Annotated in this window: 10 protein-coding genes; 5 read left to right on the top strand and 5 right to left on the bottom strand. The window is 40.2% G+C overall.

From position 1 onward, the window contains the following. Both CDG79_RS17545 and CDG79_RS17540 read right to left on the bottom strand, forming a co-directional pair. The coding region (locus tag CDG79_RS17545) for a GAF domain-containing sensor histidine kinase (RefSeq protein ID WP_262985809.1) at positions 1-1,661 on the bottom strand (1,661 nt) is incomplete at its 3' end. A gap of 277 nt (positions 1,662-1,938) precedes the next feature. Then, positions 1,939-2,172 carry a helix-turn-helix domain-containing protein gene (locus CDG79_RS17540; protein WP_317616591.1) on the bottom strand — a complete coding sequence of 78 codons (234 nt, stop codon included), beginning with the start codon at positions 2,170-2,172 and terminating at the stop codon, positions 1,939-1,941. A 537-nt stretch (positions 2,173-2,709) separates the two neighbouring features. Between CDG79_RS17540 and CDG79_RS17535 the strand changes: the two genes are divergently transcribed. Next, on the top strand, positions 2,710-3,054 hold the full coding sequence (locus tag CDG79_RS17535) for a hypothetical protein (RefSeq protein WP_094343270.1): 345 nt from the start codon (positions 2,710-2,712) through the stop codon (positions 3,052-3,054). 24 nt (positions 3,055-3,078) lie between these two features. On the opposite strand, the gene CDG79_RS17530 is transcribed toward CDG79_RS17535, so the two are convergent. Together CDG79_RS17530 and CDG79_RS17525 are read right to left on the bottom strand one after the other, a co-directional pair. Next, on the bottom strand, positions 3,079-4,005 hold the full coding sequence (locus tag CDG79_RS17530; RefSeq protein WP_094343269.1) for a phosphodiester glycosidase family protein: 927 nt from the start codon (positions 4,003-4,005) through the stop codon (positions 3,079-3,081). Positions 4,006-4,090: 85 nt separating this feature from the next. Further along, positions 4,091-5,356, bottom strand: coding sequence for a DUF4912 domain-containing protein (locus CDG79_RS17525; protein ID WP_094343268.1), 1,266 nt, complete (start codon positions 5,354-5,356; stop codon positions 4,091-4,093). 655 nt (positions 5,357-6,011) lie between these two features. Here CDG79_RS17525 and CDG79_RS17520 point away from each other — a divergent pair. After that, entirely contained in the window at positions 6,012-6,395 is a 384-nt protein-coding gene (locus CDG79_RS17520) for a nuclear transport factor 2 family protein (RefSeq protein WP_094343267.1), read from the top strand. Between the two features lie 275 nt (positions 6,396-6,670). Here CDG79_RS17520 and CDG79_RS17515 read toward each other — a convergent pair whose 3' ends face one another. After that, entirely contained in the window at positions 6,671-7,369 is a 699-nt protein-coding gene (locus tag CDG79_RS17515; RefSeq protein ID WP_094343266.1) for a rhomboid family intramembrane serine protease, read from the bottom strand. 155 nt (positions 7,370-7,524) lie between these two features. On the opposite strand from CDG79_RS17515, the gene CDG79_RS17510 reads away from it, so the two are divergent. The 3 genes from CDG79_RS17510 to CDG79_RS17500 all read left to right on the top strand — a co-directional run bounded on the left by CDG79_RS17510 (position 7,525) and on the right by CDG79_RS17500 (position 13,703). Beyond that, the gene (locus CDG79_RS17510) at positions 7,525-9,654 is read left to right on the top strand and encodes a tetratricopeptide repeat protein (RefSeq protein ID WP_094343265.1); all 2,130 of its coding nucleotides are present in this window, start codon (positions 7,525-7,527) and stop codon (positions 9,652-9,654) included. A gap of 330 nt (positions 9,655-9,984) precedes the next feature. Beyond that, positions 9,985-12,411, top strand: coding sequence for a hybrid sensor histidine kinase/response regulator (locus CDG79_RS17505; RefSeq protein ID WP_094343264.1), 2,427 nt, complete (start codon positions 9,985-9,987; stop codon positions 12,409-12,411). Beyond that, complete coding sequence (locus CDG79_RS17500; protein WP_094343263.1) at positions 12,408-13,703, top strand: hybrid sensor histidine kinase/response regulator; 1,296 nt, start codon at positions 12,408-12,410, stop codon at positions 13,701-13,703. Before CDG79_RS17505 ends, CDG79_RS17500 begins: the two co-directional genes overlap by 4 nt. Positions 13,704-13,727: the final 24 nt, after the last annotated feature.

Genomic DNA, 13,727 nt, shown 5'->3' with positions numbered 1-13,727 from the left:
CCGCCATGCATTTGCACCAATTCTTGTACCAGTGATAATCCAATTCCCGATCCTTCAAAAGTTCGTCCTTGCGCCCCTTTAACGCGGTGAAATCGTTCAAAAAGGTGGGGAATTTCTTCTGCTGGGATGCCGATTCCTGTATCTTGGACTGCGAACTCAATGCGATCGTTTGCCCACTGCAAGCTGACCGCGATTTTTCCAGCCATTGTGAACTTGAATGCATTGGAGAGCAGGTTAAGAACAATTTTTTCCCACATCTCCCGATCTACATACACTGGTGCTGGAAGGGAAGGACAATTGACTGATAATTCCATCCCTGCGCGTTCTACTGCTGAACGAAATACACTAGCGAGTTCTGCGGTGAAAGTGGCCAGATCGGTGGGTTCATAAGAGGCTTGAACTCGTCCGGCTTCGATGCGTGAGAAATCTAACAGGCTGTTGACCAGTTTTAGCAAGCGGAGTCCATTCCGTTGCACCATTTTTAACTGCTCTTGTTCCTTAGCTGGAAGCAGGGTGGCACAATTGGCTAAGGTTTCCTCTAATGGCCCCAACATTAGGGTCAGGGGAGTACGGAACTCGTGGCTGACATTGCTGAAAAAGACTGTTTTAGCGCGATCGATTTCTGCCAATGCTTGGGCGCGTTTGCGTTCTTCCTCGTAAGCTTGGGCGTTGGCGATGCTGGCTGCAATTTGAGCTGCAACTAAATCAATGAATCTTTTATAATTATCGTCGAATAGCCTGAAGGGATTTAAGCCGACAATTAATATACCAGCTTTTCCTGTCTGACCGGATGGTGCAATTGGCACTGCGATCGCTTGATGGGGCGATCGCTGCCAAACACCACAAGGTAAGCTACTAAAAGACACTTCCAAATCAGAAATCAGTTTTGCCTGATGGGTTCTGATAACTTCCGCAAAGGGCCAAACTGAATCAGAATCGAGATCGACTGTTTCAGGAACCGCTACATGATTCTGCCCGATACGGCACGTTCCAGCCAGAAAAACTTGCTGCCGATCTGGATCGACCAAATAAATCATTGCGAAAGGCAGGTCGTAAGGGTTGCTCTCTAGACAATTCGCACTCAGCGTACAGGCTTGATCGAATGTCCGTGCATCTGCCGTTCTAGCCGCTAATTCGCGCAAAAGTGCCAACTGACGTTCACCAATGATGCGCTGGGTGTCGTCTGTATTGGCGCAGATGATCCCACCCGTGTTTCCCTGGTCATTAGGAACCGGGCTATATGAAAAAGTATAATAAGTTTCCTCCGGGTAGCCGTTGCGCTCCATAATTAGCAGCAGCGCTTCGTCGTAAGTGCCCTCGTTCTTCAGCATTGCTGATTCGGCGCGAGGCCCAACCTGATCCCATATTTCCCGCCACACATCAGAAGCTGGCTGCCCTAGTGCTTCTGGATGTTTGCCGCCAATGATCGCTTTGTAAGCGTCATTATAAAGGTTTATCAGTTCTTCGCCCCACCAGACAAACATCGCTTGGCGGCAAGTTAGCATAATCCGCACGGCAGTCTTTAAACTCTGCGGCCACTGTTGTGTTGGGCCAAGAGAGGTTTTTGACCAGTCCCGTTCTCGCATCCTAGCACCCATTTCACCTCCGCCGAGAAGGAAATTTACGTCGGCGTTGCTTGCTGACGTTGACTCGTTCTTCATTAATTCCTCTCGATTGGTCATGCGTCGGTTAAAGGATAAATCTGTGGTCGTTTTTGGTCAAAATACCCTCTAAATTAGACGTTTATGCTGCTAAACAGTCATTTTTGAAGATATTTAAGGTCATATCCAGCGTTGAAATCTCAATGCCGTGACTTTTTAAAGGTTAGAGACCGTCTTTTAAAGGCAAGTTGCTGTTTTGACGATTTTCTCATTGTCACCTATATATCATCCATATTCCCAGGTGACAAGGCCGATTCTCACTCAGAACTCACAAAGGTTACTCTTGTTCTCGGAAGTATGTTGCCTTGATAATTTGCCCGCGTTCGCCTAACTCATTGAGTAAGCTACTGATTCGCTGTATTGCTAAAGGAGAAGGTGTTACATGTCCATTTTCCCAACGGTTAATTGTTGGGAAAGTAACACCAAACTCGGCGGCAAATTTTTCTTGAGACAGATTTAACTCTTGCCGCAGGGCACGAATTAGTATGCCAATATTAGGTTGCTTTGCCACAAATAGGCTTCTAATCTGAGCCATATAGATTAAAGTTCATAAAGCACCATATATTACCAAGTTTTACGATAAAGTCTTCTTCTGCGTCTATTACTCCTGAGATAGAGATTGCGATCGCCAATCAGAGCATCACAAACAATTTTATCAAACAGAATTAAGGAGTCAGGAGTCAGAATTCAGTTGGACATTCGGTGCAGGCTTTGCTCGGAAATTTTGACTGGACTCCTATCGGGCATAAATTTAATTTATCGTTTTAACAAACAAGACTATTTGATTTTATTCTATAAGTTGCTTTATCCTGAAATTAGTAGAGATTTGAACTTTAAACAAATACAAACTTGCCTTGTGATTAATACAAGTTTTTGCCTGAGTAATTAACTCCGCTAATCTCTAGTGCTATCAAAACTAAAATTTATTAGTGAGATAAAAGTAGGTGTTTTGTCAGGATTCCAATACCAAACTAATGCTAAGTTGCCTAAAGTAGTTTTAGTGTACCTACCTTTTAACCTTGATAAAACAAAGAAGGAGAATAGTTAAATGTTAGATCGGCAAATTGACTGCCCCAGCAGATCCAAGACAAGTGCAACGAGCGTAAAACTTTTACAAATCACTCTAGTGGTCTTAATACTTTTAATTAATTTAGCAGTTGCTTTCCCCTCTTGGGCAGAAAAAGCACCTTCTTTAACTAGCAATTCTGACTACTTTCAAGTAGGGCAAAAAGTAATTTGGCTTTACAAGTCTCGTGCAGATTCTAAAGATATCCAAAGAATTCCTGCCGAAGTAGTCCAGTTAAGTTCTAAGCAAGTGCAAATTAAGGTATACAAACATAACCACGAATTTGTCAATCGTTGGGTAAATCCAAACAAACTTGAGAATTTGTAAAAATTCAAATAGTCATCAACTATTTTATTTTTTGTAAATCAAAAAAACTGAACCAATTGGCCCAAGATTTTCTACATAAGTTTTCTGGTTATAATACAATCCTGGAGACATACCTCCATCAAATAAAATTCCTTCTTGAATTTTACCTAAACAGTTATTGCTAGCAATGCCTTCTACGACATTATCAAACATATCTGGCAGTAACTCTTGATTAAGTTGAGATGATTCAATATCAGAATTAGCTTTCAAGTCATTAACTATTAAGATTACATAGCCTCCATCGGTAATCGCTGCCAGAGAGCGATTGGTAGCATTTTTACAAGCAAATTCTCCCAAATCTTGACAAATATCTTTAAACTTACCCTGACGATAGAACCTGCCATTACCACCCACTAAATTGTAATTGAGAATATCGCTTTTTCTTCTACCAGTTTGGATAGTGGCTTGTCGCTGGTTGGGTGTACCTCCTGATATTCCAAAGGAAGAACGCTTATTTTTAAATATTCCTGAATACTCTACGCCACGAGAAATATTTAAGCCTTGTGGTTTATTATCAGTACCTATATAGTCGGCATTAATTGCGGCAATTGGTAGTTGTCCATTTAGTTTGGCATTTTCATCACCAATGAGTTCATGAAACTGTTTTGGGATGTATTCTTTACGGAGTTTACCTTTAGCGTCTTTGGCGTAGAGTTTATGAGATAGACCAACATTCACTTTGAAATCTAGTTCTGCTGATTTGGGATTAAAAATAATTACATTGTTAATACCTCTGAGATTTTTTTTACCTTGATTATTGGTTTTAAAAAAATCAATACTGAATTTAGCATCTTTGCCAGGGCAAGTTTTAGATGCTTTGGGGACTGAATTTGCTTCAATCTCTTGACAACCTGATAACAAGCTTGTACCAATTATCAAGATAAATAACAAAAATAATTTTTTGGCTGACATATAATACAAAAAAAAACCGCTACAGAATTACTATAGCGGGGAATAATTTAAAATTTCAGTTTGGAGTTAATCTGATAACCAAAACTTAAGAGAACCATTCTACAACAGCTTCTTCTTTGGTGTTAGTATTTCGAGATGGTGTCTCACGGTTAAATTTCATCTGAATTGACCGGGTTTGCTCGCCATCAGCAGCTACAGCCAAAATTGGATAGTCAATTAAACCATCTTGGAAGGACATCTGGAAGCGGAATGTCCCATCTGGATTTAGCTGAATTGGACGACCGCCAATGGTTACGGTAGCGTCGGGTTCGGTTGCACCGTAAACTATCAATTCAGCATCGGCAATTAACCAGAACTGGCGCGGACGCACTGGTACGGCGGAAGCCGAGAAGCCAACACCTGACATTCCGGCACCGGAGGCTGTTAAGCCAGACCCGGTGGGAACTGCCCACATACCCACACCAGATGGGAAAATGTAAGAGCTAAGGGCTTGTTCTGGACTTGCTACTTGGTGTTGCGAACCGAAGATAGAACCAGCAACCCGTAGCGCTTCGACAGATTCGGCTAAACCAAAGATTTGGTCGTAGATGGGGTTGCCATTGGCATTCACAGCATTACTACCATTGGCGGTAGCTGTAGCTGTAGCTGCAATCTTCTTGGCAGGGGGAACTAGTTCGTACTGAGTCTTAGCACGCAAATCTTCTTCAAAGTTGACAGTGATGAAGACATCTTCAATCCAGTCAGAAGGATAGACGGGAGGAATATGTACTCTAGCAGAACGAGCTAGTACTAACCAGCGACCATCAGCAGCACGATAGCCGATATCGATCGCATAATCGCGATCGCTAACTGGAACTGGTAAATACCATTCTCTAGCTAGTTCATCAGCCGGATATTCTTGGATGCTGTGGGGGCTTTGGTATTCGGTATCGATGTCGGTGACATCATAAATCCGTAGTGCGAGTTGTTGTCCCCCTTGGCGGCGCAGTTCCTCTTTATGTTCATTGGGAATATCCCAGTAAGTGTAAGCCCACTGAGGATCGCGCGGTAAAAGGACAATCCGACTTTCACCATAGCCAGAGGGCAAATCTGCAAGTCCTTCATCAACATCAGCCAGAGATCCACCTGTACGATCTTCTTGACCTAATTCAAACTTAGCTGCTTCCACGGTTTCCTGTGCCTCCAATGAACGAGATGGACTGAGCGAAGTTTTGCTGCGCTGAACTTCTAAAATTGATGCCAGTAATTGTGATTTACGCATTCGGCTATAGCGAGAGATGCTATATTCGCTAGCAACTCTTCGTAGTTGGCGTAAGGTCATCTCCTCTAGTGGCGGGCGTTCTTTTGCCATTTATTTGGCCTCCAGTAGTGTAAGCGGTAAATGATTTCCCCTGGTTAAAGAATGCTATGTAAAATGTCATCCACTCCAGATGAATTTCTTATTCCTGACTCCTGGTTTTGCCCAGTTTTAAGTTTTTTAATCTGTTTTTAAATTGAGGTAACTTTCAACCAATTCCTAGTTATGCCAAAATTAGCATTTCTTTGGGATCGGAGAAGTTGTGTTTGTTAAGTCAATATTAACCACTAAGCATATCTAGGGATCAAGGGGTTTCAATAGGTTTTCTGCCTGTGTTACGAATTTATAAGCCTTTTCGGGATCGTATTGTCATGGTTTCATCACATTACTTGCTAGGCAGCTATTGAGCAATAGCTGCTATGTCAAATTTTCATGATATTTAGCTTCGGGCTTTGGGTATTAGGCATTTGTAATTACTAATTTGTCAAATTTGAGAGTTATAATTTAGCAACTCATAAGTAAATCGGCGATAAAAGTTCAATGTATATAAAGAAAGATAAATTATCAGTAGGGTGTGTTATGCCGTAGGCTAACGCACCTGGAATTGTTAGCAGTGAGTTGCGCTGCGCGACAATGCACCCTACATTTAAATTTCTTAATATAGCTACGCCGAGTTACTTAACTCCTAACTTTTAATATTTGATTACCTATGACGAAGGATGAAGTCTTAGCGGCTAATGCAGCTTTTTATCGAGCTTTTGAAAGAAAAGACATTGAGATAATGAGTGCAGTATGGTCACAAGGAACTGGTAGTTTTTGTATTCATCCTGGAAGTAATATACTGCGAGGTTGGAAGGAGATTCGCATCTCTTGGGAACAGATATTTAAAAACACCGCTTATATCGAAATAAACACAGATATAATTGCTACAGAATTAAGTGATAATATTGCTTATGTTGTGCTGAGGGAAAATGTGTTCCAAGTAGTGGCAGGGAGAAGACTTGAAGCACAATCAACAGCTACAAATATATTTCACTTTCTTGGTGGAAAGTGGTATTTAGTTCATCATCATGGCAGTCCAATTATGCGGTAAGAAGAGAAGCAGTTGAGAGGATATCTGAAAAGTCCTCTTACGGGTATTCAAAAGTTCTAGATTCCTTGAAATTACCCGATAAATTGAGAGATTTTGATTCTGATTCCCCGCTTAAAAAGGGCAGGGCTGTTTAATTCTCTAAAAGGCTATAAAAATCAAGGGTTATAGCAATTTAAATTTGATTATTTTGCTACCTGCGTGTCGAGATAACAGACAATTACACTGTTGTTTATGTGCTTGAAAGTCGATTCAGTCGCTACCCATACCTGAATAAATCATCTTTTCAATCGCATGAAGGCTGCACCAATCCCTAAACCTAAAACCTGTCCCCAAAAAATAACACCCGATTGGTTTACGCCAACGGGGGGAATATTTAAACTGCCGATACCATAAAATAATTGCTGCACAAACCACCAAAATATATAGAAAAAGGCTGGAAGTTGGATCGGGAGATACACAATAATTAACGGCAAAATACTGTCAATTTTAGCTTTAGGAAACTTCATAACATAAGCCCCTAAAATAGCTGCGATCGCACCATTTTCCCCAATTAATGGTACTGTCAAACTTGGTTCAGCCAGAATTTGTAAAACTTCTATTATAATACCAGTTGCCAGATAAAATCCGAGATAGCATCTACGTCCCAGAATATTTTCTACAGTCTTGCCAAAAACCCACAGAAATAGCATATTTCCCAATATTTGACTAAAACTGCCGTGTAGAAATATTCCAAAAATTAACGAACATGCCCGCCAAATTACAATTATCCAAGCAGCAGAGTTGAAAAAGAGAGCATTTGTAATTGCTGCACTAATCTGGGCTGGAATCACACCCCAACTATTGACAAAATAGCCCAATGTCTCACTAAATTCTAGTTGGAGTTCCCATAAAAATACGGCAATATTAATGCCAATTAGCCAATAGGTAATAATCGGCTTATTCCAACAACGAATATTATCACTAATAGGAATCATGCTAATTCGTAATTCATAGTTCGTAATTCGTAATTAAGAAAGAAACACCAAATATGCTATGTGTTCTTAACTCCCTACTCTCCACTCCCCCCTATAACCCTTAACCTGTGGCAAGATTGAAATCAGATCGCATCGCACTTAACTAGGCAAACGAGATGCTGGGAAACACACTTGTTGGAAGATACCAAATTATTAGTAACTTGGGAGGAGGGGGTTTTGGTGAAACCTTTGTTGCTTATGATACTCAATTACCTGGTTCACCTCAATGTGTCGTCAAGAAACTCAAACCGCAGGCAAACGATCCTGTAACTTTGGAGACGGCTAGGCGTTTATTTGATACAGAAGCACAAGTTCTATATAAATTAGGAACTCACGATCGCATTCCTCAACTTTTAGCTTATTTTGAGGAAAATGCCGAATTTTATCTCGTACAGGAATTAATCGAAGGTCATGACCTGAGTCAAGAATTAATACCAGGTAAAACCCTTAGTCAAGAGCAAGTAATTTCACTTTTACAAGAACTTTTGACAATTCTAGAATTTGTCCATCGACAGAATGTAATTCACCGTGATGTTAATCCCCGAAATATCCTCAGACGACACCCAGATGGCAAATTAATCTTAATTGATTTTGGTGCAGTTAAACAAATTACTACCCAAGTGATTACTCCCGAAGGTTCAGCGAAAGGTACTGTTGCTATAGGTACGCCTGGATATATACCTGGGGAACAAGCTCATGGTACGCCAAAATTAAGCAGTGATATCTATGCTACAGGAATAATTGCTATTCAAGCTCTCACCGGATTATCACCAGAGGAAATAGTAAAAGATGCTGAGACTAATGAAATTATCTGGCGCGATAAAGCCACGGTAACGCCAGAATTCGCTCAATTCTTAGATAAAATGGTGTGCTACGACTTTCGACAACGCTATCCTTCAGCAACGAGAGCATTACAAGGGCTGAAAGAGTTAACACTACCACCGGCTGAAACAATAGCGTTAACTCCTATTTCTCCAGCCAAAAATATAACTAAACCTCAACTGAAAAAAGGGATTTTAGGTAAAGTTTTACTAACAATATTTTTAGTCACAGTAAGTGGAATAGCATCAATATTCATTTTGAATTATATTAATTCAAATAACGCTATAGAATTATCTAAGCAAGGAAATACACTTTTTGATTTGCAACGCTATCAAGACGCATTAGAAGTATATGAAAAGGCTGTTAATATTAGACCAGATTATGCTCAAGGTTGGAATGGTCAAGGCAAAACGCTGTATAAATTAAAAAAATCTAAAGAAGCCCTAGTTGCGTATGATAAAGCAATTCAAATTAAGCCAGATTATTTTGAAGCTTGGAGTGGACGGGGCTTTGTATTGGCAAATCTACAGCGATATCAAGAAGCGATCGCATCTTTTGACAAAGCCATACAATTAAATAACGAAAGTTCGGAAGTCTGGAATGCTAAGGGTGAAGCTTTTAGTAACCTAAACCAATATGACCAAGCAATTAAAGCTTATGAAAAAGCGATTGAATTAAAATCAGATAATTATGAAGCTTGGTATAAAAAAGGATTAGCTTTACAGAATTCTAACCGATATGAAGAAGCGATCGCAGCCTACCAAAAAGTCGTTGATTTAAAACCAGACTACGACCAAGCTTGGTATAATTTAGGAAATGTGCTAGTTAATCTGCAACGCTACCAAGATGCATTTGCAGCTTATGATAAAGCGGTACAATACAAATCAAATTATTATCAAGCCTGGTTTTCGAGAGGTAATACCCTACTAAATTTACGACGTTATCCAGATGCCATTGAATCTTTTAATCAAGTAATTAAATACAATCCTAGTAACTATCAAGGATGGTATAATTTGGGCTGGTCGCTGCATCAAAATCAACGCTATGAAGAAGCAGTAAAAGCTTATAATAAGGCCGCAACACTTCAGCCAAGAAACTATCAACTCTGGTATAACCTGGGGAACTCACAATACATTTTGCAAAAATACGAAGATGCGATCGCGTCTTATAATAAAGCAGTTCGTTATAAACCAGACCATTCTGAAAGCTGGTATAGCAGAGGTAATGCCCTCTTAAATTTAAAACGGTTTCAAGATGCGATCGCGTCTTACGATCGAGCAATAAAATACAAGCCTAATTACCAACAAGCAGTAGACGGGCGCAATCAAGCCCAGATTCAACTACAATCCGAGAAACCAAAGCCTATAATCGTGCCAATTATCCCAGTTCCTAATTCTACTAATCCACCGCCCCCAACACCATAAATAATTCTTAATGATGCTCTCTACGCATCGCGTTTCGTAGCTTGCTTCCTCGTAGGGATACGCGGACTCCTTCGCGTAACGCTAACGTAATTCGTAATTCGTAATTCGTAATTCGTAATTACGAATTGTTACCAACACTTAATCAGAAGGAATAATTGGAGCTTTAGTTGATTTTAAAGAATATTTTGAGATAAAAACTTATAATTCGTGGCATTCCTATAAATTTATTGTTTATTTTACCAAAAGCTGTGAGCATCGGTAATTTCTTGGGCAATCTAAAGATAACCTAGAATTTCTTTTTACCGAACTATGCGATTAAGGAGTTAACCCTTGATACGAGCAAACTCCAGCGTATCTGTAGCTAACAGAGGAAATCATCCCTCGCGAAATTTACTGATTCGATTTATTCTTGGCGGCACTACCCTTGTAGTTAGCATTTCGGCTTATTTCAGCTATCAAGCCGCTAGAAATATGATGCTCAAAGATTTGAGACAGAGCGCTTTTTTAGAGGTAAAGAGAGGGGTTGCTGAAATTGAGGAGTGGCTACATGTTCGCCAGGTGGAGGTACAAACCCTGGCTAATACTTCAACTGTACGCTCCTTAAACTGGCCTGTGGCAGAACCGTATTTAAAAGCAGAAGTCAAGCGGATCAATGAATTTTTCCTTTTCCAAATAGCTAACCCTGATGCTTCATATTCCAATACAAAAGTTGGTCGATCAAATAAAAATATTCGGGATCGAGACTACTTTAAAAAGGCAATTGCGGGAAAGAGCAACATTTCTGATCCCTTTATTAGCCGTTCTACAGGAATTCCTTTAATTGCGATCTCTACCCCGATTTGGTCAAACTCTGCTAGCAGTAGTTCACCAATCGGGGCCTTCCAGGGCAATGTGAGAGTCGATCGCATTACAGAGGTTGTTAACTCCCTGCAATACGGTACGAACAGCTATGCTTTTGCGCTCAATTCTCAAGGACAAGCGATCGCCCATCCTAACTCAGCGTTGATGTCAACCCTAGAAAAACCTGCACCCAGCCTGCTGAAAATGAGCGATCGCAATTTAAATGCGATCGCCCAGAGGATGGTAAACAAACAACAGGGAATTGAGTTAATGGAAATTGACGGCACTAAAAAGTATGTAGCTTATCTGCCGTTGCAAGCCGCTAATTGGTCTGTAGCTTTGGTGATTCCCCGCCAAAATATCGAATCTCGATTGCAATTCCTCGATGCGATCGCCTTAATTGTGGGTGCATTAACTGTCACGATGATTACTGTCTTGTGGCAAGTGCAAGCATTTGAACAACGCGAACTAAAAAAATCTAAAACTGCGGCGGATACAGCCAACCACGCTAAAAGTGAATTTTTAGCCAACATGAGTCATGAACTGCGAACACCTTTAAATGGCATTCTCGGTTGTGCCCAAATTTTGCTGCGTTCTCCAGCTTTACCGAATCAAGAGCAATATCACGTTAATATTATTGAACAATGCGGCTCTCATCTGTTGACTTTAATTAATGATATTTTGGATCTCTCCAAAATTGAAGCGAAAAAGTTAGAACTGCATCCTTCTGATGTGCATTTCCCCTCCTTTCTCCAAGGAATTGTCGAAATATGCCAGATTCGGGCAAAACAAAAGGGCATTTTGTTTGTCTATAAACCTGCGATCGACTTGCCTATCGGGGTTTATGTTGATGTCAAAAGATTACGTCAAGTACTATTAAATCTGCTGGGAAATGCCATCAAATTTACAGATCAAGGTCAGGTTACTTTCAATATTGAAGTCATCGATCGACCTCCCAGTGATGGACAGACGCTGAAACATCGCCTTCGCTTTATCGTAGAAGATACGGGAATTGGTATAACTCCCGCAGAATTGAGCAAAATTTTCTTGCCATTTGAACAAGTAGGTGAGAAAAAGCGCCAAGCTGAAGGCACTGGTCTGGGTTTAGCGATTACTCGGCAGTTCGTAGAGATGATGGGTACTGATATCCATGTTAATAGTCAGATTGGTCAGGGGAGTAGCTTCTGGTTTGAGTTGGAGATTCCCGAAGCAACTGATTGGGTAAAATCTGCGATCGCAGCATCAGAGAAACAAATCATTGGCTTTGAGGGTAGCGCCTACACCATCCTGATGGTTGACGATCGCTGGGAGAATCGCACAGTGATTACAAACTTACTGCAACCACTGGGTTTTAATGTCGTTGAAGCCAGTAACGGTAAAGAAGGTTTAGAAAAAGCGATCGCCCTCAAGCCAGACTTAATCATCACAGATTTGCTGATGCCAGAAATGGATGGGTTTGAATTAATTAAACGCCTCCGTCAGACTCCAGAAATTCAGGATGTATTCATTATTGTTTCTTCCGCTAGTGTTTTTGAAGCCGACCAAAATCGCAGCCTGCAAGCTGGAGGTAACGCCTTCTTGAGCAAACCCATACAATTAGATGAATTATTGCATCAACTAGAACAATACTTAAATTTGGTATGGATTTACAGGCAATCTCAGCCGGATGGGGAAAAAGCTAAGGAAGCAACAATAGTAACTGCTCAATTAACCCCTCCTTCCCCCCAAGTGTTGCAAGAAATAGTCACCTTAGCCACTAAAGGTAACTTCAATGCCATTCTCAAGTGGGCCGATCAACTTGAGGAAACAGACATAACCTTCGCACCATTTGCTAACGAACTACGGCAACTAGCAAGGCAATTTGATGAAGATTTAATTCTCAGTTTTTTGACTAAATATGTGGTGCAAACAGTATGAAAACAATTATTGAAAACCAAAATAATTCTATCAATTATGCTCCTTCTAGAGGAATTATTTTAGTCGTTGATGATAACCCTGCAAATTTACAAGTTTTATCCAGCTTTCTGGATCAATCTAGCTTTGAAGTTTGGGCAGCACGCAGTGGAGAGAAAGCCCTTCAGCGATTAGAGAATGATGATTTACCTGATTTAATCTTGCTGGATGTGATGATGCCGGGTATAGATGGTTTTGAAACCTGTAAACAGCTAAAAAGCAATCCTCGTGTCCAAGATATTCCAGTCATTTTTATGACAGCCCTTTCAGAAACGGCTGATAAAGTCAAAGGTTTGCAATTGGGGGCTGTAGACTACATTACCAAACCTTTTCAGTATGAAGAAGTCTTAGTGCGGATTGAAAATCACCTCAAGCTGAGAAATTTGACGAAAACCTTGATTGCTAAAAACGTCGAATTACAACAGACTCAAGCTCAACTTATTCAAGCAGAAAAGGTAGCAGCTTTAGGGCAACTGACAGCTGGAATTGCTCATGAGGTTAATAATCCCATCAATTTTATAGCTGGCAACTTGAATTTTGTTCAACAATATGTTCAAGAGGTAATTAGTTTACTGTATCTCTATCAAAAATATCTGCCTGAACCCCCAGATGAAATTCAAACCGCAATTCAAAAAAACGATCTTAACTTTTTGTTAGATGATTTATCGAAAATTATTAAATCAATGCAACTTGGTACAGATCGCGTCACAGAAATTGTGTCATATTTGAACAACTTCTCGCGCCACAGAGAAGCTGGTAAGAAACTAGCTAACTTGCATGAAGGGTTAGAAAGTACATTACTCATTCTTGGACATCGCTTGAAACGAAATGCTCATCAACCAGCCATCCAATTAATTAAAGAATATGGAGATTTGCCACTTATTGAGTGTTTTCCTGGTGAAATAAATCAGGTTTTTATGAATTTAATTTGCAATGCAATCGATGCGATTGAAGAATCACATAAAAATAAAGATATTGATACAATATATCAATATCCTGGTGTGATTAAAATTAAAACTGAGGCAATTGGAGAGCAAGTTATTTTAAGAGTTGCCGACAATGGTTCAGGTATAGAAAACGCAGATAAAATAAAAATATTTGATGCCTTTTACACAACAAAACCCGTCGGTAAAGGGACAGGGCTTGGTCTATCGATTGCTTACCAAATTGTGGTTAATAATCATCATGGCAAGATTACATACCATTCCAAACCTGGTGAAGGTATAGAGTTTATCGTTGAACTACCTATCGGATAAATGAGAATTTGCAAACTAAAAAAT

Source organism: Nostoc sp. 'Peltigera membranacea cyanobiont' 232 (assembly GCF_002245985.1).
Classification (GTDB): domain Bacteria; phylum Cyanobacteriota; class Cyanobacteriia; order Cyanobacteriales; family Nostocaceae; genus Nostoc.
The sequence above is the reverse complement of the archived record's forward strand: the minus strand, read 5'-3'. Positions and strand labels throughout refer to the sequence as shown.